This window comes from Streptomyces sp. NBC_00400 (genome assembly GCF_036048035.1).
Taxonomy (GTDB): Bacteria; Actinomycetota; Actinomycetes; order Streptomycetales; family Streptomycetaceae; genus Streptomyces.
Genome location: NZ_CP107940.1, coordinates 3,488,269 through 3,514,626, shown reverse-complemented (window position 1 = coordinate 3,514,626; position 26,358 = coordinate 3,488,269). Strand labels below are relative to the sequence as shown.

Annotated in this window: 22 protein-coding genes; 13 read left to right on the top strand and 9 right to left on the bottom strand. The window is 72.6% G+C overall.

Annotated features, from left to right (window positions below):
* Nucleotides 1–93: 93 nt before the first annotated feature.
* On the bottom strand, nucleotides 94–1,053 hold the full coding sequence (locus tag OHS81_RS15430) for an A/G-specific adenine glycosylase (protein WP_328385345.1): 960 nt from the start codon (nucleotides 1,051–1,053) through the stop codon (nucleotides 94–96).
* A 192-nt stretch (nucleotides 1,054–1,245) separates the two neighbouring features.
* Here OHS81_RS15430 and OHS81_RS15425 point away from each other — a divergent pair, with 192 nt between their 5' ends.
* The 3 genes from OHS81_RS15425 to OHS81_RS15415 all read left to right on the top strand — a co-directional run bounded on the left by OHS81_RS15425 (nucleotide 1,246) and on the right by OHS81_RS15415 (nucleotide 3,850).
* Nucleotides 1,246–1,770, top strand: a complete 525-nt coding sequence (locus tag OHS81_RS15425) for a pyridoxamine 5'-phosphate oxidase (RefSeq protein ID WP_328385344.1) — start codon at nucleotides 1,246–1,248, stop codon at nucleotides 1,768–1,770.
* Between the two features lie 159 nt (nucleotides 1,771–1,929).
* Nucleotides 1,930–2,760: a hypothetical protein gene (locus tag OHS81_RS15420; protein WP_328385343.1), complete on the top strand. Its 831-nt coding sequence runs from the start codon at nucleotides 1,930–1,932 to the stop codon at nucleotides 2,758–2,760.
* A 97-nt stretch (nucleotides 2,761–2,857) separates the two neighbouring features.
* Nucleotides 2,858–3,850, top strand: coding sequence for an NAD-dependent epimerase/dehydratase family protein (locus OHS81_RS15415; protein ID WP_328385342.1), 993 nt, complete (start codon nucleotides 2,858–2,860; stop codon nucleotides 3,848–3,850).
* Nucleotides 3,851–3,963: 113 nt separating this feature from the next.
* On the opposite strand, the gene disA is transcribed toward OHS81_RS15415, so the two are convergent.
* Nucleotides 3,964–5,088, bottom strand: a complete 1,125-nt coding sequence (gene disA / locus OHS81_RS15410; protein ID WP_328385341.1) for a DNA integrity scanning diadenylate cyclase DisA — start codon at nucleotides 5,086–5,088, stop codon at nucleotides 3,964–3,966.
* A gap of 124 nt (nucleotides 5,089–5,212) precedes the next feature.
* Nucleotides 5,213–6,625, bottom strand: a complete 1,413-nt coding sequence (radA, locus tag OHS81_RS15405) for a DNA repair protein RadA (protein WP_328385340.1) — start codon at nucleotides 6,623–6,625, stop codon at nucleotides 5,213–5,215.
* A gap of 265 nt (nucleotides 6,626–6,890) precedes the next feature.
* On the opposite strand from radA, the gene OHS81_RS15400 reads away from it, so the two are divergent.
* Nucleotides 6,891–8,717, top strand: a complete 1,827-nt coding sequence (locus OHS81_RS15400) for a sigma-70 family RNA polymerase sigma factor (protein WP_328385339.1) — start codon at nucleotides 6,891–6,893, stop codon at nucleotides 8,715–8,717.
* 78 nt (nucleotides 8,718–8,795) lie between these two features.
* Here the strand turns inward: OHS81_RS15400 and OHS81_RS15395 are convergent, their stop codons facing one another.
* Nucleotides 8,796–9,701 carry a hypothetical protein gene (locus tag OHS81_RS15395; protein WP_328385338.1) on the bottom strand — a complete coding sequence of 302 codons (906 nt, stop codon included), beginning with the start codon at nucleotides 9,699–9,701 and terminating at the stop codon, nucleotides 8,796–8,798.
* 75 nt (nucleotides 9,702–9,776) lie between these two features.
* Between OHS81_RS15395 and OHS81_RS15390 the strand changes: the two genes are divergently transcribed.
* The 5 genes from OHS81_RS15390 (at nucleotide 9,777) to OHS81_RS15370 (ending at nucleotide 15,585) form a co-directional block, all read left to right on the top strand.
* Nucleotides 9,777–10,703, top strand: a complete 927-nt coding sequence (locus OHS81_RS15390) for a Ppx/GppA phosphatase family protein (RefSeq protein ID WP_328385337.1) — start codon at nucleotides 9,777–9,779, stop codon at nucleotides 10,701–10,703.
* 184 nt (nucleotides 10,704–10,887) lie between these two features.
* Nucleotides 10,888–11,712: a sugar phosphate isomerase/epimerase family protein gene (locus tag OHS81_RS15385; protein WP_206739698.1), complete on the top strand. Its 825-nt coding sequence runs from the start codon at nucleotides 10,888–10,890 to the stop codon at nucleotides 11,710–11,712.
* Nucleotides 11,709–12,365, top strand: a complete 657-nt coding sequence (locus OHS81_RS15380; RefSeq protein ID WP_328385336.1) for a TetR/AcrR family transcriptional regulator — start codon at nucleotides 11,709–11,711, stop codon at nucleotides 12,363–12,365. Before OHS81_RS15385 ends, OHS81_RS15380 begins: the two co-directional genes overlap by 4 nt.
* A 333-nt stretch (nucleotides 12,366–12,698) precedes the next feature.
* On the top strand, nucleotides 12,699–14,549 hold the full coding sequence (gene ilvD, locus OHS81_RS15375) for a dihydroxy-acid dehydratase (protein WP_328385335.1): 1,851 nt from the start codon (nucleotides 12,699–12,701) through the stop codon (nucleotides 14,547–14,549).
* Nucleotides 14,550–14,868: 319 nt separating this feature from the next.
* The gene (locus tag OHS81_RS15370) at nucleotides 14,869–15,585 is read left to right on the top strand and encodes an SDR family NAD(P)-dependent oxidoreductase (protein ID WP_328385334.1); all 717 of its coding nucleotides are present in this window, start codon (nucleotides 14,869–14,871) and stop codon (nucleotides 15,583–15,585) included.
* A gap of 48 nt (nucleotides 15,586–15,633) precedes the next feature.
* On the opposite strand, the gene OHS81_RS15365 is transcribed toward OHS81_RS15370, so the two are convergent.
* Nucleotides 15,634–15,924, bottom strand: a complete 291-nt coding sequence (locus tag OHS81_RS15365) for a DUF397 domain-containing protein (protein WP_328385333.1) — start codon at nucleotides 15,922–15,924, stop codon at nucleotides 15,634–15,636.
* Complete coding sequence (locus OHS81_RS15360; RefSeq protein WP_328385332.1) at nucleotides 15,906–16,748, bottom strand: helix-turn-helix domain-containing protein; 843 nt, start codon at nucleotides 16,746–16,748, stop codon at nucleotides 15,906–15,908. Before OHS81_RS15360 ends, OHS81_RS15365 begins: the two co-directional genes overlap by 19 nt.
* Before the next feature lie 120 nt (nucleotides 16,749–16,868).
* Between OHS81_RS15360 and OHS81_RS15355 the strand changes: the two genes are divergently transcribed.
* Entirely contained in the window at nucleotides 16,869–17,150 is a 282-nt protein-coding gene (locus OHS81_RS15355; RefSeq protein WP_328391710.1) for a hypothetical protein, read from the top strand.
* A gap of 151 nt (nucleotides 17,151–17,301) precedes the next feature.
* On the opposite strand, the gene OHS81_RS15350 is transcribed toward OHS81_RS15355, so the two are convergent.
* Nucleotides 17,302–19,773, bottom strand: coding sequence for a serine/threonine-protein kinase (locus tag OHS81_RS15350; RefSeq protein WP_328385331.1), 2,472 nt, complete (start codon nucleotides 19,771–19,773; stop codon nucleotides 17,302–17,304).
* Between the two features lie 180 nt (nucleotides 19,774–19,953).
* On the opposite strand from OHS81_RS15350, the gene OHS81_RS15345 reads away from it, so the two are divergent.
* The 3 genes from OHS81_RS15345 (at nucleotide 19,954) to sigJ (ending at nucleotide 22,506) form a co-directional block, all read left to right on the top strand.
* A complete protein-coding gene (locus tag OHS81_RS15345) occupies nucleotides 19,954–20,274 on the top strand; it encodes a peptidase (RefSeq protein WP_328385330.1) in 321 nt (106 codons plus the stop codon).
* Between the two features lie 188 nt (nucleotides 20,275–20,462).
* The gene (locus OHS81_RS15340; RefSeq protein ID WP_328385329.1) at nucleotides 20,463–21,032 is read left to right on the top strand and encodes a hypothetical protein; all 570 of its coding nucleotides are present in this window, start codon (nucleotides 20,463–20,465) and stop codon (nucleotides 21,030–21,032) included.
* Nucleotides 21,033–21,351: 319 nt separating this feature from the next.
* Entirely contained in the window at nucleotides 21,352–22,506 is a 1,155-nt protein-coding gene (gene sigJ / locus OHS81_RS15335; protein ID WP_328385328.1) for an RNA polymerase sigma factor SigJ, read from the top strand.
* Nucleotides 22,507–23,032: 526 nt separating this feature from the next.
* Here the strand turns inward: sigJ and OHS81_RS15325 are convergent.
* Entirely contained in the window at nucleotides 23,033–24,439 is a 1,407-nt protein-coding gene (locus tag OHS81_RS15325) for a M1 family metallopeptidase (RefSeq protein WP_328385327.1), read from the bottom strand.
* A gap of 235 nt (nucleotides 24,440–24,674) precedes the next feature.
* Nucleotides 24,675–26,285, bottom strand: a complete 1,611-nt coding sequence (locus OHS81_RS15320; RefSeq protein ID WP_328385326.1) for a SulP family inorganic anion transporter — start codon at nucleotides 26,283–26,285, stop codon at nucleotides 24,675–24,677.
* Between the last annotated feature and the right edge of the window lie 73 nt (nucleotides 26,286–26,358).

Below are 26,358 nucleotides of genomic sequence, written 5' to 3'. Positions count from 1 at the left end.
GCGGCACCGCCGGGGACGTGGAAGGGCGCGGCCGCCGAAGTGACCGCGCCCTTCTTCTCTCTTACAGGTTCTCCCGTACGGATGACGGCAGCGCTACGTGAGCGGCAACCGATAGCGGCCACCGCCCAGCGGCTCCACCAGACCGTCCGAGACCAGGCCGTCCAGTGCCCGGGCCCGCTGCACCGGCTCGTCCCACACGGCGTCCAGCGCCTGCTGCGGCACCGGCGTGACCGCCTCGCGCAGGACGGCGAGCAGCTTGCCGCGCACCTGGCGGTCGGTACCGGCGTACGTCTGGGTGCGACGCGCCGGGCCGTCGTGCGCCGGGGACCCGGCCAGCCGCCAGGCGCACCGGGCGGCGATCGGGCAGCGCCCGCACTCCGGAGCACGCGCCGTGCACAGCAGTGCACCCAGCTCCATCGTGGCCGCCGCCCAGCGCGCCGCCAGGTTCTCGTCCTCGGGCAGCAGCTGGCGGGCGAGTTTGCGCTCCGCCGCGGTGGTGGCGTTCGGCGGGAACTGGCGGCCGGCCACCGCGCGGGCGAACACCCGGCGCACATTGGTGTCCAGCACGGCGTGCCGCTGCCCGTACGCGAACGAGGCGACCGCGGCGGCGGTGTACTCGCCGACGCCGGGCAGCGCCAGCAACTGGCTGTGCTCGCGCGGTACGTCGCCGCCGTGCCGCTCCTGTATGGCGGAGGCGGCGGCGTGCAGCCGCAGGGCGCGGCGCGGATAACCGAGCCGGCCCCAGGCCCGGACCGCCTCGCCCGGCGCCTCGGCGGCCAGGTCGGCGGGGCGCGGCCAGCGGGCCAGCCACTGCTCGTAGACCGGCAGCACTCTGCTGACCGGGGTCTGCTGCAGCATGAACTCGCTCACCATCACACCCCAGGCGCCCGCCTCGGGGCGGCGCCAGGGCAGATCGCGGGCGTGCTCGTCGAACCAGTCGGTGACCGGGCCGTGCAGCGCGGTCCCGTCGGCGGCTCCCGCGGCCGCGTCGGCGGCGGAAGCGTTCTCGGTGGCGGCGGTCGTGGCAGTGGTGGTGACAGGCGTCGAAGTCATGGCACTGCCGATCCTGGCACGTCCGGGGTCGCCCGGGAAACGCACCGGGCCCGCCCCGCCGCGCGCCCACCCGCACGCAGGACGGCCGGGGGCGCACAGGTGGCGGTTACCGGCGGTAGGGCAACAGCCCGGCGGCGACCGGAGCGGGGGCCCGGCGCGCGCCGGCCGGCCGGGGCGGGCGAGGATGCGGTCATGGCGGAGACGAGCGGTGCACAGGACAGCGGCGGCACGGGCGGGTCGCCCTGCCCGGAGACGATCCGGCGGGCGCTCGCCGCGCACACGACGATGACGCTGGCGTACGCGGACGAGGACGGGCCGGGCGCCTGCGCGGTGCTCTACGCGACGGACCCGGAAGGCGGCGGCGGGGCGGGCGGCGCCGGGCCCGTGCTGTATTTCGTCACCGCGACCACGACGCGGCACGGCCGGGCGCTGGCGGCGCCCGGCGCCCGTGCCGCCTTCACGGCGCAGCGGGACGGCCAGGAGTGGAGCGGACTGACGGGGCTTCAGGGCCGGGGCGGCTGCCGCCCCCTGACCGGCGCTGCGCGGGCCACGGGCTGGCGGGTCTACCTGGCCCGCTTCCCCTTCGTCGCCGAGAGCGAGCGGCTGCGCGACGCCCTGGAGCGGACCACCCTGTGGGAGCTGCGCCCCGACTGGCTGCGACTGATCGACAACGGGCAGGGCTTCGGGCACAAGGAGGAGTGGCGGCCGGGTTCCTGAGGCCGGGGGTGCCGGCCCTCCCCGTGCCACCTCCGCTCCGCCGCCCGGAGGCGTTTCCGGGCCGGTCCGAGCCGCCTCCGGGCCGATCATGCGAAAAGTTGCAGCGGGAAGCGGCGGGTACTGGCCTGTGCGGCGGCCGATCTCTCGTAGAGTTTCCGCGTGGGATCACTGCGCAATCCGATCGGGCCGCTTCCGTCCTCCATCTACTGGCGGCGGAGGGCCGTTGCGCTGGCCATCGTCGTACTGCTCGCCTTGCTTGTCGTGTGGGCCCTCAACTGGGGCGGCATCGGCGGCAAAAGCGACGACGAGGGCAAGGGGCCCCACGGAAACGGGCCCGCGACGTCCATCACGCCGGGACCTTCCCCCAGCGGACCGGTGAACGGCCAAAAGCCGGGCGGGCGCGATGAGTCGGGCGGCGGCGGCGGTGGCTCGGGCTCGGGTTCCGGCGGTGGCTCGGGCTCCGCGGGCGGCGACGGCGACGCGTCCAACGGTGACTCCGGTGCCGGCTCCGGCGGTTCGGGCTCCGTTCCCAATGGGCCGATCGGCCAGGGCTCCGGCAAGAACGCCGTCGAGGCCGGCTCCTCGCTCCCCAACTGTGTCTCCGGCAAGGCCGAGTTGGTGCTGCACAGCGTCAAGAAGTCCTATGCGCCAGGCGCCAAGCCGAAGTTCGAGCTGACGATCAGGAACGCGGCCGGTGCCGCCTGCAAGGTGGATCTCGGGCAGAAGGCCGCGGTGCTCACCATCACCGACACCGCGGGTGACGACCGGGTGTGGGCCTCGAACGACTGCCCGTCGGGCACCCGGCCCGCGCTGCTGAAGGTTCCGGCCGAGGGTTCGGTGAAGCGCACCATCGTGTGGGACCGCCGGGCCAGCGGTCCGCAGTGCGAAACGCTGAGCCCGGCCACGGTGCCGGCCGGCAAGTACCTGATCGAGGCCAAGGTGCCGGGGCTGGACGCGGTCCATACGTCGTTCGTGCTGGCCGAGGACTGAGGCCGCGGAGGGTGGCCCCCGCGCATTTTGTCCGTAGTGATTTCGCCGGGAGCGAGCATCGGTGCGGCGGGCGGTGCCGTCCGGGATAGTCGCCGCCATGAAGCTACTGATGCTGGGCGGAACGGAATTCGTGGGGCGGGCGGTCGCCGAGGTGGCGCTGGCGCGCGGCTGGGAGGTCACGGTGTTCCACCGTGGCACGCACGCGCCGCCACAGGGCGTGACGGCGCTGCACGGTGACCGTGCGGACGCGGCAGGGCTCGCGGCCCTGGAAAAGGGTGAGTGGGACGCCGTCGTCGATACCTGGAGCGGTGCGCCGTCGGCGGTACGGGACAGCGCGCGGCTGCTGGCCGGGCGGGCGGGGGCGTATGCCTATATCTCCAGTGGCTCGGTGTACGCCTTCCCGCCCACGGCCCGGCTCGATGAGCGGGCGCCGCTGGTGACGGGCTCCGCCGGTGCCACCGATGCCGGGGACTACGCACAGGCCAAGCGGGGCGGTGAGCTGGCCGTGGTCGAGGCGTTCGGGGAGCGGGCGCTGCTGGTGCGTGCGGGGCTGATTCTCGGGCCGTACGAGAACGTGGGGCGGCTGCCGTGGTGGCTGGGGCGGATCGCCCGCGGCGGCACGGTCCTGGCGCCGGGGCCGCGGGGGATGGCGCTGCAGTACATCGATGTCCGTGACCTGGCCGAGTGGACGGCCGACGCGCTGCAGGCCGGGCTCGGCGGGCCGTACAACCTGGTGAGCGAGCCCGGGCACGCCACCATGGGCGAGCTGCTGGAGAGTTGCGCGAACGCCGTCGGCTCGGACGCCGGGCTGCGCTGGACCGCTCCGGAAGACGTCCTCGCCGCCGGTATCGAACCCTGGACCGAGCTCCCGGTCTGGCCGGCGCCCGGTGAGATGAGGGACGCGGTCTTCGGCGCCGACGTGTCCAAGGCCCTGGCGTCCGGGCTGCGTTGTCGTCCCGTCGCGGAAACCGTCGCCGATACCTGGGCCTGGCTGCAGGCCGTCGGCGGGGTGGCACCGCAGCGCCCGGACCGGCCCGTACTCGGCCTGGACCCGGCGAAGGAGGCGGTGGCGCTGCGACGGGCCGGCTGACCCCTGGCCCGTGAAGGACGGCGGAGACCGGCCCCGGTACGGGACAGTCCTACGACGTACCGCCCTTGGACGTACCGCTCCAGGTAGCCGTACCGCTCTTAGACGTACCGCCCTTAGACGTACCGCTCCAGGATCGACGACTCCGCCAGCCGCGACAGGCCCTCGCGGACCGAGCGGGCGCGGGCCTCGCCGACGCCGTCGACCGTCTGCAGGTCGTCGACGCTGGCGGCGAGCAGCTTCTGCAGGCCGCCGAAGTGGTCGACGAGGCGGTCGATGACCGTGCCGGGCAGCCGGGGGACCTTCGCCAGCAGGCGGAAGCCGCGCGGGGAGACCGCGGAGTCCAGCGTCTCGGGGGCTCCGCTGTAGCCCAACGCGCGGGCCACCGTGGGGAGTTCGAGCAGTTCGGTGTGGCTGAGGGCGTCCAGCTCGGCGAGCGCTTCGACGACCGTGCGGGAGCGCTTGGCGGTCGGCTGGGGGACGTAGTCGCGGACGACCAGCTCCCGCTCCGGCTCCACACCGGCGATCAGCTCCTCCAACTGGAGGGCGAGCAGCCGGCCGTCCGTGCCGAGCTCGACGACGTACTCGGCGATTTCCGTGGCGATCCGGCGGACCATCTCCAGGCGCTGGGCGACCGCGGTGACATCGCGGACCGTCACCAAGTCCTCGATCTCCAGGGCGGAGAGCGTGCCGGCGACCTCGTCCAGGCGGAGCTTGTAGCGCTCCAGGGTCGCCAGTGCCTGGTTGGCGCGGGAGAGGATCGCGGCCGACTCCTCCAGGACGCGGCGCTCGCCGTCCACGTAGAGGGCGATCAGGCGCATCGACTGGCTGACGGAGACGACCGGGAAGCCGGCCTGGATCGAGACGCGCTGGGCGGTGCGGTGGCGGGTGCCGGTCTCCTCCGTGGGGATGGAGGCGTCCGGGACCAGCTGGACGCCGGCCCGCAGGATTTTGGTGATGTCCTTGTCGAGGACCAGCGCCCCGTCGAGCTTGCACAGTTCGCGCAGCCGCGTGGCGGTGAACTCGACATCCAGGACGAATCCGCCGGTACACATGGATTCGACGGTCTTGTCGAAGCCCAGCACGATCAGCCCTCCCGTATTGCCGCGGAGGATGCGCTCCAGGCCGTCGCGCAGGGCGGTACCGGGCGCGACGGCGCTCAGCGTGGCGCGCATCAGGCTCTCGGTGCCGGAGCTTCCACCGGACCTGCCGGAAGTCGATGCCCGGTCGTTGGCTGCCACTGCACTCCTCCGTCGCAAGGTCTGTCGGTCCGCAGGCCGCCCGGCCCATGCTGTGTTGACGTACCAGCGGAGCGTACGTGGCCGACAGGCAATTCTGCGGTGACGGGCGAGACCAGGGCAAAGTCTACCGGCGTGCGCCCTCTTCCTGTGGGGCCTCCCGGCGCACTCGCTTGGGCAGGACGCTGAGGGCCGCTCCGACGTCGGCGACCTCCAGCACCCGCATTCCGTCAGGGATCTTGCCCGGGTCGGAGGGGACCAGGGCGTGGGTGAAGCCGAGGCGGGCCGCTTCGGACAGCCGCCGCTGGACGCCGGTGACCCGCCTGACCTCGCCCGCGAGGCCCACCTCGCCGATGGCGACGAGGTTCTTGGGGAGGGGGGTGTCGCTGGCGGCGCTGGCGAGGGCGAGGGCGACGGCGAGGTCGGCGGCGGGCTCGGTCAGCTTCACCCCGCCGACCGTCGCGCTGTAGATGTCGCGCTTGCCCAGGGCGCTGATCCGGCCGCGCTGTTCCAGTACGGCGAGCATCATCGAGACCCGGGAGGTCTCCAGGCCGGAGGTGGTGCGCCGGGGGGAGGGGATCTGGGAGTCGACGGTGAGCGCCTGGACCTCGGCGACCAGGGGGCGGCGGCCCTCCAGGGTCACGGTCAGGCACGTACCGGGCACGGGTTCGGCGCGGCGGGTGAGGAAGAGGCCGGAGGGGTCGGTGAGACCGGTGATGCCCTCGTCGTGGAGCTCGAAGCAGCCGACCTCGTCGGTGGTGCCGTAGCGGTTCTTGACGCCGCGGACCAGGCGCAGCCGGGCATGCCGGTCGCCCTCGAAGTGCAGGACGACATCGACGAGATGTTCCAGCAGGCGCGGCCCGGCGATGGCGCCGTCCTTGGTGACGTGGCCGACCAGGAGGGTGGACATCCCGCGTTCCTTGGAGGCCCGGATCAGTGCGCCGGCCACCTCGCGGACCTGGGCCATACCGCCGGGGGCGCCCTCGATCTCGGGGGAGGCGACGGTCTGCACGGAGTCGAGGACCAGCAGCGAGGGCTTGACCGTGTCGAGGTGGCCGAGGACGGCGGAGAGGTCGGTTTCCGCGGCCAGATACAGATGGTCGTCGAGGGCGCCGATGCGGTCGGCGCGCAGCCGGACCTGGCTGGCGGACTCCTCGCCCGTCACATACAGGGTGCGGTGGGCGTCGGAGGCGGCCTTGGCGGCGACGTCCAGGAGGAGGGTGGACTTGCCGACGCCGGGCTCGCCGGCCAGCAGCGCGACCGCGCCGGGGACCAGCCCGCCGCCCAGGACGCGGTCCAGCTCGGGCACGCCCGTCGAGCGGGCGATGGCCTGCTTGCCGTCGACCTGACCGATGGGCACGGCCGCAGTGGTGACCCGGCCTGGTGCGGTCGTGCGCACCGCGGGGGCGCCGCCGAACTCCTCGACCGTGCCCCATGCCTGGCATTCGGGGCAGCGGCCGAGCCACTTCGCGGTGGTCCAGCCGCACTCCGTACAGCGGTAGGAGGGGCGCTCCTTGCCCGAGGATTTACGCGTTGCCATGGGGTCACCGTAGCGGCGGGGTCTGACAACGCCCGCCCGAGCCCTTCAGGAGCGGGGCCCTCGGACCGGAAATGCCGGTTGCGGCGGGGCGGCGGGGGTGGCTCCCTCGCCGGCGGTTGCGCCGCCCGAGTGGCGCAGACGGAGCGCGCCCGCGGTGTAAAGGGCCATTCGTGTCCTCTTTTGAGGGAGAAGGTCACCCGTAAGGGTTAAAAGTGTCCAACGCGAGCAAGACCGGCTGCATCATCCGCCTACCGTCGCCGGGGTGATGAGCAGCAGGCCCGAGCACCCCACGCACTCCACCGGCGCACACCGGTCGCGCGGCGACGGCCGGCGCCGGAGCCGGCCGCAGCCGTCCGAGCGGCCGGGACCGGACGCCGCGCGTCCCCCGGACAAGCGTCCCGACGGCTACGAGCCTTATCTGGACGGGCTGTTCACCTACTGCCTGTCGGTGCTGTGCGAACACGACGCGGCGACCGCGGTGCTCGGCGAGATGCTTGCGCTCGCCGAGCGGCACCACGGCAGGCGGCCCGCCGACCGGGGCCGGTACCGCTCCTGGCTCTATGCGCTGGCCCGTTGGGCCTGTCTGCGCCGGCTCGCCGAACGGACCGGCCCGGCCGCCAAGGCACCGGACCCGACGGCTGCAGCCACCGGTCCGGCCGCAGCCCCGGCCGAAGCCACCGGCCCGGCCGCCGCCGAAGCCGAGCGCCGGCAGCATGAACTCGCCGCGCTGGCCTGGCCGGAGGCCGCCGGCACCACCCCCGAGCAGCGCGAGGCGCTGGAGCTCTCGGTGCGCCATCAGCTGTCCGCCGACGAGGTCGCCGCGGTGCTCGGCACCGACCCGATCGCCACCCGCGCGCTGCTGGCCACCGCCTCCTGCGAGGTGGAGCGGACCCGGGCGGCACTGGCCGTCGTCGAGTCCGGCCGCTGCCGCGAGGTGGCACAGCTGGCCGGGGACACCCAGATGCTGCTGGGCGCGGCCCTGAGCCGGGAGCTGGTGCGCCATGTCGACGACTGCGCCGAGTGCCGGCGGACCGCCGAGCGGGCCACCGCCCCGGGGACCTGGCCGGGCACCGCGCCGGTGCCCCGGGGGGCGCTGCCGCTGGTCGCCGCGCCCCGCGAGGCCGTGCTCGGCGCGCTGGGGGCGGCCCGGCGCGCCAAGTCGGGCCGCGCGGAGGGCGTGGCCGGTGCGGCACACGGCAGCCGGACCGGTGGGGCAAACGGTTCTCCTCGCTATGACCGCAACGGATTTCCCGTCGGTCCCCCGACCGACCGGGTGGCCCGCCGGCGCAGGCTCCGCGGCCGCGCGCTGACCACCACCGTGGTCGCCACGGTGGTCGCCGCGCCGGTGCTGGCCCTCTGGGCGGCCTACCACGGCAGCCCCGCCACCGATGAGACGGCGGACGTCTCGCCCTCGGTGACGGCCAGCGACACGCAGACCGGGGAACGGCTGGGCGGCCGCCCGTACGAGAACGCCGGCAATGCCCGGACGACGCCCGATCCCACCTTCCGGGCCGGCGACGGGGCACCCGATGTGTCCGTCGAGGTGACCAGCGCGGACGGCACCCCGCAGCGGCCGGGCGAGCCGGGCAGCCGCGCGGAGTCGGGCCCCGGCCGGCTGGCGGTCGCCGCGCAGCCCAGCGGCCGGACCACGGTGATCACACTCACTGCCGCGAGCAGGGCTCCGGTGCGCTGGCGGGCTTCGGCGGGCGCGGCCTGGCTCCAGCTCAGTCATACGGCGGGCTCGCTGCGGCCGGGCGAGTCGACCACGATCACGGTCGATATCGACCACGACCGGGAGCCCGCGGGCCACTGGCGCGCCAGGATCGCCATCGAGCCGGGCGGCACCGCCGTGACGATGAGGGGCCGCGGCGTGACCGGTCCCGTCCCCGGCCCGCAGCGTCCGACGCCGGCGAAGCCGAAGCCGAAGCCGACGCCGCGCCCGTCGCACCCGGCGCCGACACCCACGCCGACCCCGACGTCCCCGGCGCCCACCCCCACGCCTCCGTCGCCGACCACCGGGCCGACCGGCCCCGACCCGTCCTCGACCCCGTCGAACACGACCCGCCCCGCCCGTGGGGCCCCTGGGCGCTGAGCGCACCGGGGCCGCGTCGCCTGAGCGCACCGGGGCCGCGTCGGCCCGGACGGCCCCGACACGCGCCTGCTTCTCCCTCTACTTCTTCTCGTACTTCTCCGACTTCTCCGGCTTCTGCGACTGCTTGGGGGGCTTCGGAGGCTTCGGGTCCGCCGGGTGCGGCGCCATCGGCAGCGTCGCCGCCAGCCGCTCCTCGCACAGCGCGGCGAGCTTGGCGTAGCCCTTCTTGCCCATCAGCTCGGTCAGCTCCGGCTTGTACGAGACGTACACCGGGTCGCCCGCGCCGTGCGCCGAGGTCGCGGAGGTGCACCACCAGTGCAGGTCGTGGCCGCCGGGGCCCCAGCCGCGCCGGTCGTACTCGCCGATCGTCACCTGCAGGACGCGGGTGTCGTCCGGCCGGTCGATCCAGTCGTAGGTGCGCCGGACCGGCAGCTGCCAGCAGACGTCCGGCTTGGTCTCCAGGGGCTCGCGGCCCTCGCGCAGCGCGAGGATGTGCAGGGAGCAGCCCGCGCCGGCCGGGAAGCCGGGGCGGTTCTGGAAGATGCAGGAGCCCTCCCAGCGCCGGGTCTGCCGCTCGCCGTCCTCGTCCTCCTGGACCCAGCCGGTCTGGGTGCCGACGTCGTGGTGCTGCCACACATCGGGCGTGAGCCGTGCCACGTGCCCGGCCACCCGCTCCTCGTCTTCCTCGTCCGAGAAGTGCGCGCCGAGCGTGCAGCAGCCGTCGTCCGCCCGGCCGGCCTGGATGCCCTGGCAGCCGCTGCCGAAGATGCAGGTCCAGCGGGAGGTCAGCCAGGTCAGGTCGCAGCGGAAGATTTGTTCGTCGTCGGCCGGGTCCGGGAAGGTGACCCAGGCGCGGGCGAAGTCGAGGCCGACCTCGTCGGCCGGGGCCTGCTCCGGGGACCGCGCCCCCTCAGTCGCCTGAGAGCGCCGCTTTTCTTCCTTGGTGCGCGCTTTTTCGTGCTTCGCCTTTTTCGTCTTTGCCACGACTCCAGCCTAAGGCGCGTTGCGGTGCGCACCGTGCCGACAGGAGTGAGGGGTGCGCGCAGTAGGTTTCCCCGTATGAGACTCGGTGTCCTCGATGTGGGTTCGAATACGGTCCATCTGCTCGTGGTGGACGCACACCCGGGCGCGCGCCCGCTGCCCGCCTATTCGCACAAGGCGGAGCTGCGCCTCGCCGAACTCCTCGACGAGGCGGGCGCGATAAGCGATGCGGGGGTGGAGCGGCTGGTGGCCACGGTCCACGAAGCGCTCCAGGTGGCCGAGGACAAGGGCGTCGAGAGCGTGCTGCCGTTCGCCACCTCGGCGGTCCGCGAGGCCACCAACGGTGAGGACGTGCTGCGCCGGGTCGCCCTGGAGACCGAGGTCGAGCTGCAGGTGCTGTCCGGTGAGGACGAGGCGCGGCTGACCTTCCTCGCCGCCCGCCGGTGGCTGGGCTGGTCGGCCGGCCGGCTGCTGGTGCTGGACATCGGCGGCGGCTCGCTGGAGGTCGCCTACGGCCTGGACGAGGACCCGGACGTGGCGGTGTCGCTGCCGCTGGGCGCCGGCCGGCTGACCGCGGGCGACCTGCCCGGCGACCCGCCGGAGGCCGATGACGTCCGGACGCTGCGCCGCCGGGTGCGCGCCGAGATCGCCAAGGTGGTGAGCGAATTCAGCCGCCACGGCACTCCCGACCGGGTCGTCGGCACGTCCAAGACCTTCCGGCAGCTGGCCCGGATCGCGGGCGCCGCGCGCTCGGCGGAGGGGCTGTACGTCCAGCGGGAGCTGACCCGGAAGAAGCTGGAGGAGTGGGTGCCGCGGCTGGCCGGGATGTCCGCGGCGGAGCGGGGCACGCTGCCCGGCGTCTCCGAAGGGCGCTCGCGGCAGCTGCTCGCCGGGGCGCTGGTCGCCGAGGCGGCGATGGACCTGTTCGGGGTCGAGACGCTGGAGATCTGCCCGTGGGCGCTGCGCGAGGGCGTCATCCTGCGGCGGCTGGACCACTTGCCGTAGGGGCTGCCACAGGGCCCCTGGCCGTAAGGAGGGCCGCGCCGGCCTTCGTGAGACTCGTCACGCCCCGGCGGGGCCCGCCCCACCCGTCGCCCCCTGTCGCACCGTCCCCCGCCTCCTCCGACAGGGGGCCGCGGTCGCCGGACCTCCTGCCCCGCGCCCGGCCCCGGCCCGTACGCTGTCCTTCGTGACAGAGCCAGTGGTGCGCATCCCGGATGCGAAGGTCGCGCTGTCCACGGCCTCGGTGTATCCGGAGTCGACGGCGACGGCCTTCGAGATCGCCGCGCGCCTCGGCTACGACGGCGTCGAGGTCATGGTGTGGACCGACCCGGTCAGCCAGGACATCGAGGCCCTGCGCCGGCTCTCGGACTACCACGGCGTGCCGGTGCTGGCCGTCCACGCCCCGTGTCTGCTGATCACCCAGCGGGTCTGGTCCACCGATCCCTGGGTCAAGCTCCAGCGCGCCCGCACCGCCGCGGAGAAGCTGGGCGCCTCGACGGTGGTCGTGCACCCGCCGTTCCGCTGGCAGCGCAGCTATGCGCGGGAGTTCGTCCGCGGGGTGTGGCGGATGGAGCACGAGACGGATGTGAAGTTCGCCGTCGAGAACATGTACCCGTGGCGCTACCGGGACCGCGAAATGCTCGCGTACGCCCCGGACTGGGACCCCACCAACGACGACTACCGGCACTTCACGGTCGATCTGTCGCACACCGCCACCGCCCGCAGTGACGCCCTGGAGATGGTGGAGCGGATGGGCGACCGGCTGGCGCACGTCCATCTCGCCGACGGCAACGGCTCCGCCAAGGACGAGCACCTGGTGCCGGGGCGCGGCAGCCAGCCCTGCGCCGCGATGCTGGAGCGGCTGGCGGCCACCGGCTTCGAGGGCCATGTGGTCGTCGAGGTCAACACCCGGCGGGCGATGTCCGCGGCCGAACGCGAGGCCGACCTGGCCGAGGCGCTGGCCTTCACCCGGCTGCATCTCGCCTCGCCGACCTGGGTCCCGGGCTCGTGAGCGGCAGCGGGCCCGGCCCGGACGACGCCCGCGCGCCCGGTACGCCGCCCGCACCGGCCCGCCGCCGGGGCCGCCCGGCCCGCGCCGCCGACGGGGCCGGTCCCGGCGCCCGGGAACGGATTCTGGCCGCGGCCCGTACGGAGTTCGCCGAGCGCGGCTACGACAAGACCTCGGTCCGGGGCATCGCCAAGGCGGCCGGAGTGGACGCGGCGCTGGTGCATCACTACTTCGGCACCAAGGAACAGGTCTTCGAGGCCGCCATCGAGCTGACCTTCGCGCCCGCGCTGACCATGCCGGAAGCCCTCGCGGGCGGCGGCGAAGGGGTGGGCGAGCGGATGGCCCGCTTCATGTTCGGCGTCTGGGAGAACCCGGTCAGCCGGCCGGCCCTGCTGGCGATCATGCGTTCGGCGCTGACCAACGACAAGGCCGCGGGGGTGCTGCGCGGGCTCATCGAGCGGCGGATGCTGCAGCGGGTGGCGGGCGAACTGCACGTCCCCGACCCGCAGTTCCGGGTCCAGCTGGCTGCCGGGCACCTCATCGGGATCGCCATGCTGCGCTATGTGATCAAGATGGACCCGGTCGCCTCGGCGGACCCCGAGGAGATCATCGCCATGGTCGCACCGACCCTCCAGCGGTATCTGACGCAGCCCTGACAGGCGAGGTCCGAGGCGGCTCCGGCGGCCTGGCGTGACGACCGGACCCGATTCGGTCCCGACGTGGCCCTGACAATCGGCTTCAGTGTCGCTCCAGGAGCCCGGCCGACGCCCGATCACCACCCTCACCTGGAAGAACGGCGCGCACCCCCACTGTCCGTACTACGGTCACCCGTCTCACATCCCGGAGAGACTGTCCAGATCTTGGATCAGAGGCGTAATCTCGACGGGAGCTGATATATGACGCCACCCGGTACGGGGCAGAGCCATGCGGCAGAGCCCGGGTACCGGCACCGGCGGTCGTACGGACGTAATCCCGAGGGAGTGACCATCGTGCCCGAGCTGAGGTCCCGCACCGTTACCCATGGCCGCAACATGGCCGGCGCCCGAGCCCTTATGCAGGCCTCCGGCGTAGCGCGGGAGGACTTCGGCAAGCCGATCATCGCCGTCGCCAACAGCTTCACCGAGTTCGTGCCAGGACACACCCACCTCCAGCCGGTCGGCCGGATCGTCTCCGAGGCGATCCACGCGGCCGGCGGCATCGCCCGCGAGTTCAACACCATCGCGGTCGACGACGGCATCGCCATGGGCCACGGCGGCATGCTCTACAGCCTGCCCTCCCGCGACCTGATCGCCGACTCCGTCGAGTACATGGTCGAGGCGCACTGCGCCGACGCGCTGATCTGCATCTCCAACTGCGACAAGATCACCCCGGGCATGCTGATGGCCGCGATGCGGCTCAACATCCCGACGGTCTTCGTCTCCGGCGGCCCGATGGAGTCCGGCAAGGCGACCCTCGTCGACGGCACGGTCCGCACCCTCGACCTGGTCGACGCGATCTCGGACGCCGTCAACGACAAGATCTCGGACGAGGACATCCTCCGTATCGAGGAGAACGCCTGTCCGACCTGCGGCTCCTGTTCCGGCATGTTCACCGCCAACTCCATGAACTGCCTGACCGAGGCGATCGGCCTCTCGCTGCCCGGCAACGGCTCCGTGCTGGCCACCCACACCGCCCGCAGGGCGCTGTACGAGAACGCCGGCCGCACGGTCGTCGAGATCACCAAGCGGCACTACGACGAGGACGACCACACCGTCCTGCCGCGCAACATCGGCACCCGCGCCTCCTTCGAGAACGCCATGGCCCTGGACATCGCCATGGGCGGCTCGACGAACACGATCCTGCACCTGCTCGCCGCCGCCCAGGAAGCCGGTCTCGACTTCGACCTGGACGACATCAACGCGGTCTCCCGCCGGGTGCCCTGCCTGGCCAAGGTCGCCCCGAACGTCGCCCCGGGCGGCACGTACTACATGGAGGACGTGCACCGGGCCGGCGGCATCCCCGCCATCCTCGGCGAGCTCTACCGCGCCGGACTCCTCAACGAGGACGTGCACACCGTGCACAGCGCCTCGATCGAGGAGTGGCTCAAGACCTGGGACGTGCGCGGCGGTTCCCCGTCCGACGTGGCCGTCGAGCTGTGGCACGCGGCCCCCGGCTGCAAGCGCTCGGCGACCGCCTTCTCCCAGTCCGAGCGCTGGGACAGCCTCGACGTCGACGCCGAGGGCGGCTGCATCCGCGACCTGGCGCACGCCTACTCCGCCGACGGCGGCCTGGCGGTCCTCAAGGGCAACCTCGCCGAGGACGGCTGCGTCGTGAAGACCGCCGGCGTCGACGAGTCCATCTGGACCTTCGAGGGCCCGGCCGTGGTCTGCGAATCGCAGGAAGAGGCCGTCGACAAGATCCTCAAGAAGCAGGTCAAGGAGGGCGACGTCGTCGTCATCCGCTACGAGGGCCCCAAGGGCGGCCCCGGCATGCAGGAAATGCTCTACCCGACGTCCTTCCTCAAGGGCCGCGGCCTGGGCAAGACCTGTGCGCTGGTCACCGACGGCCGCTTCTCCGGCGGCACCTCCGGCCTCTCCATCGGCCACGCCTCCCCCGAGGCGGCCTCCGGCGGCACCATCGCCCTCGTCGAGGACGGCGACCGCATCAAGATCGACATCCCGAACCGCACCATCGAACTCCTCGTCGGCGAGGTGGAGCTGGAGTCCCGCAGGCTGGCCCTCGAAGGCGTCTACGCGCCGAAGAACCGCGAGCGCAAGGTCTCCCAGGCCCTGCGCGCGTACGCCGCGATGGCGACCAGCGCGGACAAGGGCGCGGTGCGTGACGTGAGCAAGCTGGGCTGAGGCCGCATCCGCCTGCGGCTGAGCGAGAAGACCCCCGTCGTGTGTCGGGGGTCTTCTGCTGGGTGACTGCCCCGAGGGGAGAGACGAGGCGTGCGGTCGGGCCATCCTTCCGTTCCCACCCTGACGCTCAGTCGTCGTAGGGCCTGGACGGCGTATCCGCCGCTGACGACGAGGGGGTAGGGCGTGCCGATGGCGATCACGTCGGCGAGGAGCCGGCGGTGCGGGCGAGAGACCGGGGGCCGGTCTTGGGGGCAGGCACTGCTTTCGTATGGCCTGACGCATGGACGCGAAGCCGGAAGCGGAGAGATCATGCTGAGCTATGACCAGTTCGGGAATAGCCGTGGTGACAGGAGCCAACCAGGGGATCGGCCGGGAAGTCGCCCGGCTGCTGGCTGCCGAGGGGATGATCGTCCACCTCGGTGCGCGCGACCGGGAACGGGGCCGCGCCGCCGCGCGTGATCTGTCGGCCGACGGAGCCGATGTGCGGTTCGTTCCCCTCGATGTGACGGACCAGTCGCAGGTCGACGCAGTGGCACGGCAGGTCGGGGAGGAGCACGGCCGCGTCGATGTGCTGATCAACAACGCGGGGATCGGCGGCAGCCGTCCAGCGGTGGAGGAGACCACGGCCGACGATTTCGCCGCCGTCATGGACGTGAACCTGCTGGGCGCGGTCCGCATGACCCACGCCCTCCTGCCCCTGCTGCGCAAAGCGGAGCACCCGCGCGTCGTCAACGTGTCCAGCGGACGGGGATCGTTCACGGTCAACGCGGACCCGGAGCGCATGGAATCGCGCTTGGAGGGGCTGGTCTACCCCGTCTCGAAGACGGCCCTCAACATGCTGACGTACCAATACGCCCGCGCGTTGCCGGAGTTCCTGGTCAACGCCGTCGACCCGGGCTTCACCGCGACCGCGCTGAACGGACACACAGGCACCAGCACTCCCGAGCGGAGCGCCACAACGATCGTGCGGCTCGCCCTCTCGGTGAGGGGGCCGAGCGGGCGGCTCTTCGACTCCACGGGAGAGATCGGCTGGTAGCGGGTGACGGTGACCGACGGGGGCCGGTCTCGCTTGGGGAGGGCGGTGTCAGTCGCTTGGGAGCTGCCCGCATTTCACGGCGGTGACGAAGGATGACCAGGTGGAGGCGTGGAAGAGGAGCGCGGGGCCGTGGGGGTGCTTGCTGTCGCGGACGGGGACGAGGGCGGGGAAGTCGTCGGAGACTTCGAGGCACGCACCGCCGTCAGAATTGCTGTAGCTGGACTTGCGCCAGGTAGCAGTGGTCAGGAGGTCATCGGAGACCTCGATGCAGGCACCGCCGTCCTGGTTGCTGTACGAACTCTTGCGCCAGGTGATGGTGCTCAGGTCGATGGCTCGCACGAGGCTTCCTCCAACATCTGCCTGATGAACTTCCTTGACTCAGCCGGGGATAGGGCTAGGTCACGAACCAGATCGTAGCTGAGCTGAAGTCGTTCGGTTGCTGCCGTTTCCTGGACGAGTTCGCCGGAATATCCGGTCTCCACCCATGCCACGGTACGGCCGTTCGAGAGCCGCAGGAACGTGGTGTCGGTGTTCGATAGAGCATGGAGTCCGACTGTGTGGCGAACGACCTGAACCATGACGTTCGGTCGCTCGCCCATGTCGAGGAGGAGTTCAAGCTGCTTCTGCCACTCCACTGAATCTTCCAACGGTGTACGTAGTACAGCCTCGGAAAGGATCGTTCGGAACCGTGGCGTGTCATTACTTTCCAGCAGTGCCCGGCGTCCTTTGCGCGCTTCGACCTGCCGCGTCAGTTGTTCACCGCTGAGGCCACCGGCCGAAAGCAGTTCGTGTGCGTAACTCGCCGTCTGGAGCAGCCCATGAATGGTGCTGACTCCGTAGTGCCACACGCTCAATGCTTCCGCTTCGAGCGTCATGTACCGCCGGTACCGCTCACGGAACTGCGTGGGATCTGCCGCCGCCAACTCCCACAACGTCAGCAGTAGATCCTTCGTCCCGTAGTACTGGTCCAGCGCCTGCGCGACCTCCGGGCTGCCGATCGTCTGTCCGCCTTCCATCTTGCCGAACAGTGACCAGTCCCAGCCCAGGGCCTCGCCGACCTGCCGCAGGCTGACACCCTTCTGCGCGCGCAGTAATCGCAGCTCTTCGATGAATCGTTGGCGTGGCTCCTGGCTCCGACCGGTGACCGCTCGCCTCGGCGGCATCGCGACCTCCTCCGTGGAAGGTGTGGAACTAACGGTGCGTGGTCGCGAAATACGGCCCGCAAGCGGCATTCGCGCCCTTTTCCTGGCCCATTCTCGTAAGGGCCGGAACACACACAGTAGTTGCGCTCCGGTCCTCCGGGCAGGAAAACGGCAGACGGGAGCGGCAAGGATGACGACGGAACGACGGAACGACGGGCGGCGGGCGGCAAGAGGGAAGAGGCCGAAACGGCCTGCGCCGAGCTGGCGGCCGCGCTCAAGCGGAACGGGATCGTGCTGCCGTCACTCGGCGTCGACCCCGTGTCGTACGGCTACGCGCAGCCACGTCCGCTGATCGAGCTGGGGCGCTGCAACCTGGAGACGACGCACCGGCTCATCGCCGTGCTCGACCGGGCGGCCCGGTGACCGGGCGCGTCCCGTACGTGTCCCCTGCCTGCCATGTCGGCAGGCACGCGAGGTGCAACAAGGGGACGGCCGAGGCCGCCGCCGTGCCGGGAGTCCGGCGGGAAGCCTGTACCTGTGGTTGCCACGCCCCGGGCGGTGCGCGGCCCGGCGGTCACCAGGCGGCCGGGTCCCCGGACGCGGCGGCGAAGATCGTGCCGTTCGGGGCGGCCGCGTAGATCCGGTCGTGGGGCGCGTCCACCTGCGGGGCGGGCAGCATCTGCAGGTAGCCGTTGTGGCGGCGGCCGTCGAGCCGTGGCGGGGTCTGGCCGAGCAGGCCGCCGTTGCGGGTGTCGACCGCCAGCAGCCGGCCGTCCGCCGCGGTGAAATACAGCCGGTCGCCGCTCACCACCGGCGCCGAGCCCCGGCTGACCGAGGTCTCGGTGTCCCACTTCCGCTCGCCGACGGCCTGCAGCGCGCCGCCCTCGGCGAGCAGATACACCGACTCGCCGTGCACCACGGCGGCCACCTGGTCGAGCGGCGCGGTCAGCGGGAGGCGCCGGGTGTGCCCGGTGGCCGGGTCGTAGCGGACGACGGCGGTGGTGCGGTTGGTGAACGTCGGGTCGGTGGCGGTCAGATAGAGCGCCCCGGACGTTCCGGTACCGGCCGGCGTGATTGTCCCGGGCAGCCGCCGCGTCCAGTGGACCTTGCCGTCCGCCGGGTCGATGGCGGTGACCTGGGTGCCGGTCCCGTCGGGGGTGCCCTCGGCCGCGTAAGCGGTGTGCGCGTCGCCGAAGGAGGAGAAGAGCGGCAGGTGGTGGCCGGAGAAGCGTTTGCGCCAGCGCTGGTGGTGGGTCGTGCTGTCCAGCGCGGTGACCGTGCCGTCCGCCGCGGTCAGCAGGATGCGGTTCCCGACGATCCGGGTCTGGCCCTCGTATCCGGAGACGTCCTTCGTCCAGCGGGTGGCGCCCTTGCCGTCGGCCGACGGGTCGAGGGCGCTGAGCTGCTTGGCGTCGGCGGAGAAGACGTACAGCAGACCGCCGGAGAGCACCGGTGGGGTCGGCGACGCGGCGAACTGCGCGGCGTTCTTGCCCTGGGAGCGGCGGTCCGTGCGCTGCCAGGCCCGCCGGCCGGTGTCCGGATCGAGCCGGGCGGCCTGGATGCCGGACTGGCCGCAGAAGAGGGCACCGGATCCGGTGGTGCAGAACGGCATTTCGGAGTCGTGGCCCGTGGCGCGCTCGACGAGCGTGGTCCGCCACGGGTGGAAGGCAGTGCGGTCGGGGTGCGACGGACGGGTCTGCAGGGCAGGGTCCGCCCCGTGCTCGCCCGTTGCCAGTGCGCGGACGCCCGCGAACGCTCCGGCGCCGGTCACGACCAGGGCGAGTGCGGCCCAGAGGGGCCAGCGCCGGGAATGGGAATGGGATTGGGAACGGGAATGGGAACGGGTGGGGTGGCGGGGGTCGGTGGGGCGGTCGGTGGTGGGGTGGTGTCCCTGTGCGGCCGGGGGGCCGGCAGCGGCCAGGCTCCCGACGGGCGGGGGCGCGGGCGAGGAAGGAATAGGCGCGGGGTCGGGCGCAGGTGCGGGCGCGGGCCGCTCGGCGCCGGGATGTGCCGGCTGGCTCTGCTCCGGCTGGCGCTGTTCCGGTATCCGGACCGCCGGCACCGCGTGGTCCGCGCCGTCCGCGCCGTCCGTGCCTGCCGCACCGGTCGCCGCCGCACCGGTCGCCGCCGCGTCCGGCACCGATCCGCCGGACAGCGTGCCCGTCGGCAGCGCGGCGCCCAGCGGTGCACCTTGCGGCGCGCCCAGCGGTGCACCGTGCGGCGCATCCGTCCGCAGCAGCTCCATCAGCGTGCCGGGCGTCGGCCGGTCCGCCGGGTCCTTCGCCAGACAGCTCTCGATCAGCGGCACCAACTCCGCCGGTACGCCCGCCAGATCGGCCTCGTCGTGCACCACCTGATACGCGACGAGATACGGGCTCTCCGAGTCGAACGGGCCACGGCCGGTGGCGGCATGGACCAGTACCGAACCCAGCGCGAAGACATCCGCCGCCGGCCCCACCTCACGCGGCCGCTGGAACTGTTCGGGCGCCATGAAGGGCGGCGTACCGATCAACTTGCCGGTCTCGGTGTGCATTTCGCTGTCGGACGGCCGGGAGATACCGAAGTCGATGACTTTCGGCCCGTCCGCGGCCAGCAGCACGTTTCCCGGCTTGAGATCGCGGTGCACCACCCCCGCGCGATGGATGTCGCGCAGCGCCTCGGCGAGCCCCGCGGCCAGCCGCCGCACCTCGTCGACCGCCAGCGGGCCCTTCCGCTTCACATGATCGGAGAGGGTCGGACCGGGAATGTGGAGGGTCGCCATCCAGGGGCGCCCGGCGTCCGGATCGGCGTCCACGACGGGTGCCGTGAAGGCCCCGCTGACCCGCCGGGCGGCGGCCACCTCCTGCCGGAACCGCCCGCGGAATTCGGGGTCCTGGGCGAATTCGGCATGGATGACCTTGACCGCGAGCAGCAGTCCGGACGCCGAGCGCGCAAGGTGGACCACGCCCATACCGCCGGAGCCGAGCCTCGCCTCCAGGCGGTACTGACCGGCGTATTCCGGATGTTCCGCTTCCGGGCCGACCCCGGAACTGCGCAGCGATGGCATGGTTCCACCCCCGTGTTGTTCCCTTGCCATTCGGTCGCAGACGCGACGCGCGGAGCCTAGTCGATGGCGCGTACGAAAGGAGTGAGGCTTGCTAGCGTGCCGTGGCAGAACCGCGCCGCCGCTTGGCCGCGGGCATCATCAGGAGCGCCGTCACGCGCTTCGGCAACGGGGGAGAACAGCATGACGACTCAGGACGATCTCGGCTCCGCGGAACCGGCCGGGGAGCAGGTGCTCGCCGCCGCGGCCGGCAGCCCCACCTATCCCGTCGCACCCGGCTACCGCGTCAAGGTCCGCCAGGGACCGGGCACCAACTACCCGGTCGTCCGCCAGCTGGCGGAGGGGGCCCGGATCCAGATCCGCTGCCAGCGCCACGGGCAGTCGGTCAGCGGCCCATACGGCACCTCGGACATCTGGGACAGCATCGGGGCCGGTCAGTACGTCTCCGATGCGTACGTCCGGACGGGCAGCAGCGGCATGGTCGCGCCGCGCTGCACGAGCTGAGGCGCGGGACCGGAGCGCCGCGCGGCCGCGGGCGCACACAGGCCCGCGGCCGCGCACGCCGCGGCACCATCAGCACACCGCCATCACCACACCGCCGGACACCGGACCCGCCGCCACCACACCGCCGGACACCGGACCCGCCGCCACCACACCGCCGGACACCGGACCCGCCGGAGATAATCGCTGTCATGAGCGATGAGCAGACGCCCGCCGGAAGCCCGGAGCCCGGCGGTTCCGGGCCCGGGACGCCCGGGCCCGGGGCGCCCGAGCGGGGCGGCCCCGAGCCGGCGGAGATCCGGTTCTTCGGCACCACCTGGGTCCACCACGACGGCGGCTACGGCCTGCGCCGGGCCGGTGTCTCGGTGGGCTCGCTCGCGCTCGCCGCCGCCGGGGCGGTCGTGCTGCGCTTTGCGTTCCAGGGCCTGGAGATCGCCGCCGTCGGCCCGTTCGTCGGCATCCTCGTCGTCGCAGGCTTCGCCATCTGCAGTGCCCTGGCCTTCCGCCGCACCTGGGACGGCTTCGTCCGCCGCCCCGATCCGGCCGCCCGGAGCGCGGCCGACACGTCGTCCCAGGGCCTGATGCTGATCGGCTTCATCGGCTCGCTGCTCGCCTATTTCTGCCGCAGTCTCGTCGAGGCCCCGGGGGAGAGGCTGCACCGCGCCGAGTACACCGCGGCCCGTGAGCGCTACGAGCGTCGCCGTGGCACCCGTACCGGCAATCCGGCCGCCAAGCAGTCCCGGCCCAAGAAGCGCCGCTGAAGAGCTGAAGGGGAGTGCCGCTGAAGAAACCCACTCCGGATTTTCGTCGGCCCCCTGCACGCCGGTGCCGTTGGCCGGATGCGTCCTGGAGGACGAGCGGACCGCGCTGCCGGCCGTCTTCCCGGACGGCATCGTCGAGTAGGCCTACGCGCTCGACCTGACTGTCACACTCCGGCCGCCTGCCTCGTCGTAAGGGGCGGATGCCCCCTCGGACGGGCGGCCGTCGTGCCGCACGGACCATCGGCTCTGGTCGTCGGGGCGCCGTCGGGGCCAAGGAGCGAAGGGCCAAACGGCCGGAACGGAAGCGGAGGAGCGGACGATGACGCAGCCGGAGCGGGAAACGCAGCCGGACCCGGAGACCGGGACGGCCGGAGCGAGGGGCGCGCAGGACACCGGCCGGCCCGCGCAGGACACCGGCCGGCCCGCGCGCGACGCCGGCCGGCCCGCGCGCGACGCCAGCCGGCTCGCGCAGTTCGAGGAGCAGCGAGGGCGGCTGTGGGCCATCGCCTACCGGATCATGGGCACGGTCACCGATGCCGACGACGCCGTGCAGGAGGCGTGGCTGCGCTGGCAGGCGCTGCCCGACGAGCAGCCGGTGGCCAGCCCGCGCGGCTTCCTCACCACCGTGGTGAGCCGCATCTGTTACGACCTGCTGGGCTCGGCCCGCGCCCGCCGCGAGACCTATGTCGGGCCCTGGCTGCCGGAGCCGCTGCTCGACGGCAGCGGCGGCCGGCTGCCCCTCGGTGCGGCGGGCGCCGTGAGCCCCGGGAGCGCCGGCGGCCCTGGCGGCCCCGAGGACCGGGTGACGCTCGACGAATCCGTGGGGATGGCGCTGCTCACCGTCCTGGAGCGGCTGACCCCGGCCGAGCGCACCGCCTTCATCCTCCATGACGTCTTCGCGGTCCCCTTCCCGGAGGTCGCCGAGGCGGTCGGCCGCACTCCGGAGTCCGTACGGCAGTTGGCCTCCCGCGCCCGCAAGCGGGTACGGGCCGAGGCGCCGCGCCGCACCGTCGACCGCGCGGAGCACCGCCGCACCGTCGAGGCCTTCCTGTCCGCCGTCATGGGCGGCGATTTCGATGCGCTGCTGTCCGTCCTCGACCCGGAGATCGTCTGGCGTTCGGACGGCGGCGGCAAGGTGAGTACCGCCCGCCGGCCGGTACTGGGCCGCGAGAAGGTCGCCCGCTATGTGCGGGGCCTGGTCACCCGAGGGGCCCAACGGGCCGGGCTGCGGGTCGCGTTGGCGGAGGTCAACGGAGCCACCGGGCTGGTCTTCGTCGACCCGGCGGGCAAGCAGTCCGGGGTGTTCGCCTTCACCGTCCACGCCGGGCAGATCACGGAGGTGGACGCCGTCATCAACCCCGACAAGCTCGGTCACCTCGACCTCGGCCTCCACCTCCCTCTCGACCTCCCTCTCGACCTCGGCCCCGACTCCGGCCCCGACTCCGGCCCCGACTCCGGCCCCGACGGGTTCTAGGGGTGTCACACCGCGCTGCCCTGTGTCGCCCCCTTCCGACGCCGCACACCCCGGCGCGGCGCCCCGTCCCCAGGAGCAGCACGAGCAGGGCACGAGCACGAGCAAGGCACGAGCACGAGCAGGAGGCAGCATGAAGAGCAGCGTGGCGCGGCAGCGGCTGCGGGTCGTGGTTCTCGGGGGTGGCTACGCGGGTGCGGGGCACCGGGCCCTCGGGCGCCCCCGCCCGAGGGCCGTGGGAGCGGGCCTTCACCGCCGAGAGCGCCGCTGCCCTGCACAAGCGGCTGCGGGACGGCCCGGGCACGCTGGCCGTGCTCGGCGGCGGCCTGACCGGCATCGAGAGGGCCGCCGAGGTCGCCGAATCCCACCCCGGGTGGCAGGTCCGGCTGCTGACCGGCGGCGTGATCGGCATTCCCGGGCGCCGGGTGCCACCTGGCCGGTGTCACCCGGCCGGTGGCCAGGTGGCCGGTGGCACCCGGCCGTGGCGCACCCGGCCTCTCTCGCTTTCCCGCCCCACCTGCCCCACCCGCTACTCCCGTTCCGGCTTCCCCTTGCCGTACAGCCACTTGTCGAACAGCCCGGTCAGATCCACATCCGTGCGTTCCTGGCAGAAGGCGATGAACTCCTTCGCGTCGGCGGTGCGGTAGCGGTACTTGGCGGGCCACTCCTTGAGGATCCGGAAGAAGGTCTTGTCACCGACCGCGTTCCGCAGTTCCTGGAGCAGCATCGCGCCCCGCTCGTAGACGGGGACCCCGGTCACATTCTTCGCCTTGCCCGGATTGCCCGGCGGGAAGGCCCAGCGTTGCGGGTCCGTCTTGTCCTTGTAGAGCGCATCGAACTGCTGCTGCGGGGTCTTGCCGCCCTTGTGCTCCTCCCACAGCCACTCGGCGTAGGTCGCAAAGGCCTCGTTGAGCCAGGCGTCCTTCCAGGTCTTCGGGGTCACCGAGTCGCCGAACCACTGGTGGGCCATCTCGTGCACCACGGTCACGGTGTCCGGCGCCCCGGCGTAGACCGGCTTGGTCTGGGACTCCAGCGCCATCCACGTGATCCGGGCCGGGGTGTCATCGACGATCGCGCCCGCGGAGGAGAAGGGGTAGCGGCCGAACAGCCCGCTCTCCCACTTCAGGATCTCCGGCAGCTGCTCCAGCGGCCCCTTGCTCGCCTTGGCCTCCGCCGGGTCCACCGCGACGTACAGCGGCAGCCCGTCGGGCGTACGGGACCGGTGGACGTCGAAGCGGCCGATGGTGGCGGTGGCGAGGTAACTGGCCATGGGCTGCCCGTTGTGCCACCGGAAGGTGGTCCGGCCGCCGGCTGTTCGCTCCGACCGCAGGTCCCCGTTGGCGACGGCGGTATAGCCCTTCGGCACGGTGATCGTGAAGTCGTAGGCCGCCTTGTCCTCGGGGTGGTTGTTGCCGGGGAACCAGGTCATCGACCCGGCGGGCTCGCCCGAGACGAACGCCCCGTCGGCGGTCTTGACCCACCCCTCCGTCGTACCGTCCGGATCCTTCAGCTCCTGCGGCGTGCCGTCGTAGTCGACGGTCGTACGGAACGGCGCGCCCTTCCTGAGGCCGTCGGCCGGCCGGACGATCAGCTTGTGCCCCTTACGGGAGAACGCGGCGTCCTTGCCGTCGACCCGTACGTCCGACACCCGCAGCCCCTGCAGATCGAGCTGGAAGGACCGCAGGTTCTCGGTGGCCTCGGAGCTGATCTCGGCGGTCGCGTCCAGCCGTTTCTTCTTCACGTCGTAGTCGAGATCGAGCCCGTAATGGCGCACCTGATAGCCGCCGTTGCCGAGCGCCGGGAAGAGCGGATCGCCCACCCCGCCGCTGCCCGCCGCCCCGCTGACACCCTCGGCGCTGTTCGTGCACGAGGAGAGCAGCAGGGCGACGGACAGGGCGGCGGTCGCACCGCAGTAGCGGAAAGGCCGGCGAATCACAGCGCTCCAAGGGTCGGCGGTCACAGGCATGCCGACCCTACGGTCATTTCCGCCGCAACGCCGGGCCATTCCCCTCGGGTTGGGTTGCGTCACGGGCCCGGGTTGCGTCAGGGGGCCCGCGTTGCCTTACGGGCCTGAGCCGCCTTACGGGCCTGAGCTGCCTTACGGGCCTGAGCTGCCTTACGGGCCTGAGCTGCCTTACGGGCCTGAGCTGCCCTACGGGGCCCGGGATGCCCTACGGGGCGATGGACGGTGTCTTCTGCCGGGTGGTCCCGTCCGGTCCGCGCCGCTGCTGCTCCTCCCAGTTGCCGAGCGCCGCCGCACACGCATGGTCGAGATGCCGCAGCCCCGACAGATCGAGCTGGATCTCCCGGTCCTTGGGCAGCGCCTCCAACTGGTCGAGCAACTTCGGCAGCCGCAGGAAGGTGGCATGGCCCAGGGCCCGTACGAGGATGGGGCGCCGGGGGCCGGAGCCGTCCGTACCGAGACCGGCGGTGGCATCGCCGGCCGTGGAGCCTCCGGTGGCCGGTGCCGCCGGCTCGTCCAGCCCCACGATCTCCAGGTGGACGTGCGAGGTCTCCCACGCCGACTTGGCCACCGCCATCAGCAGCCCCAGCAGCACCCCCTCGAACATGTTGGTGGCCACGATCGCCACCGCCGTCGCGGCGAGCACCACGGCCTCACCCCGGTGCTCACGCCACAGCGGACGCCACTGCTTCACCGGCAGCAACTTGCCGCCCGCATGCACCAGTACACCGGCCAGCGCCGCGAGCGGCACCACGCCCAGTGCCGCCGGGAGAGCCACCGCGAAGAGCAGCAGCCACGCCCCGTGCAGCACCCGCGAGGCCTTGGTGCGGGCCCCGGCCTGCACATTCGCGGCGCTGCGGACGATCACCGCGGTCATCGGCAGCGCCCCCAGCAGGCCGCACACCGTATTGCCCGCCCCCTGGGCCATCAGCTCCTTGTCGTAATCGGTCTTCGGCCCGTCGTGCAGCCGGTCCACCGCGGCCGCGGAGAACAGCGACTCCGCCGACGCGATCAGCGTGAACGCCAGCACGGTGCCCAGCGCACCGGCCACCGCCCCCGCCTCCGTCAGCCGCAGGAAGTCCGCGCCGCCCGGCGGCTGGACGACTTCCAGCAGGCCCGCCACCTCGACCCGGGCCACCGGCAGATCCAGCATCCACACCACGACCGTCGCCAGCGCCACGGCCACCAGCGGCGCCGGGACCACCCGCGCCGCACGCCGCCACTTCGGCCACAGCACCAGCAGCACAATGGTCCCCGCGCCCACCGCCAGCGCCACGAGCGAGGCGCCGGACCCGGCGGTGTCCGCCGCCAGTTTCGGCAGCCCGCCCAGATTCGCCGGCCCGCCGCCCGGCGCCTTGGCGTCCACCAGGGCATACAACTGCCCGGCGATCAGCACCAGCCCGATGCCCGCGAGCATCCCCTGGACGACCGCCACGGAGATGGCCCGGAACCAGCGCCCGAGCCGCAGCGCCCCCATGGCCAGCTGCAGCACTCCGGCGATCAGCACCAGCGCGCCCAGGGTGCCGAGCCCGTACTCCTGCACGGCCTCGTAGACCAGCACGGTCAGCCCCGCGGCCGGGCCGCTGACCTGCAGACTGCTGCCGGGCAGTAACCCGGTCAGCAGTCCGCCGACGATCCCGGTGAGCAGCCCCAGTTCGGCCGGCACCCCGGACGCCACGGCCACCCCGACACACAACGGGACGGCGACGAGAAAGACGACGAGCGAGGCGGTGACATCGGCGCGCCAGACCGACAGCGCCTGCCGTGACGGTATGGACGGCCGGAACGGACGTTGACGGGCAACACGGAACCTACGCATGGGGATGCCTCCAACGAGTGCGAGATGAGGTGACGCACGGATACACACGGCCGCGCACGGCCGCGCACGGATG

Coding starts and splice junctions, on each gene's coding strand:
- OHS81_RS15320 (WP_328385326.1), bottom strand. CDS start 26,285: ATGCGTAGGTTCCGTGTTGCCCGTCAACGTCCGTTCCGGCCGTCCATA.
- OHS81_RS15390 (WP_328385337.1), top strand. CDS start 9,777: ATGAGACTCGGTGTCCTCGATGTGGGTTCGAATACGGTCCATCTGCTC.
- OHS81_RS15370 (WP_328385334.1), top strand. CDS start 14,869: ATGACCAGTTCGGGAATAGCCGTGGTGACAGGAGCCAACCAGGGGATC.
- OHS81_RS15415 (WP_328385342.1), top strand. CDS start 2,858: ATGAAGCTACTGATGCTGGGCGGAACGGAATTCGTGGGGCGGGCGGTC.
- OHS81_RS15350 (WP_328385331.1), bottom strand. CDS start 19,773: ATGCCATCGCTGCGCAGTTCCGGGGTCGGCCCGGAAGCGGAACATCCG.
- OHS81_RS15340 (WP_328385329.1), top strand. CDS start 20,463: ATGAGCGATGAGCAGACGCCCGCCGGAAGCCCGGAGCCCGGCGGTTCC.
- OHS81_RS15360 (WP_328385332.1), bottom strand. CDS start 16,748: ATGCCGCCGAGGCGAGCGGTCACCGGTCGGAGCCAGGAGCCACGCCAA.
- OHS81_RS15430 (WP_328385345.1), bottom strand. CDS start 1,053: ATGACTTCGACGCCTGTCACCACCACTGCCACGACCGCCGCCACCGAG.
- OHS81_RS15425 (WP_328385344.1), top strand. CDS start 1,246: ATGGCGGAGACGAGCGGTGCACAGGACAGCGGCGGCACGGGCGGGTCG.
- sigJ (WP_328385328.1), top strand. CDS start 21,352: ATGACGCAGCCGGAGCGGGAAACGCAGCCGGACCCGGAGACCGGGACG.
- OHS81_RS15345 (WP_328385330.1), top strand. CDS start 19,954: ATGACGACTCAGGACGATCTCGGCTCCGCGGAACCGGCCGGGGAGCAG.
- OHS81_RS15400 (WP_328385339.1), top strand. CDS start 6,891: ATGAGCAGCAGGCCCGAGCACCCCACGCACTCCACCGGCGCACACCGG.
- radA (WP_328385340.1), bottom strand. CDS start 6,625: ATGGCAACGCGTAAATCCTCGGGCAAGGAGCGCCCCTCCTACCGCTGT.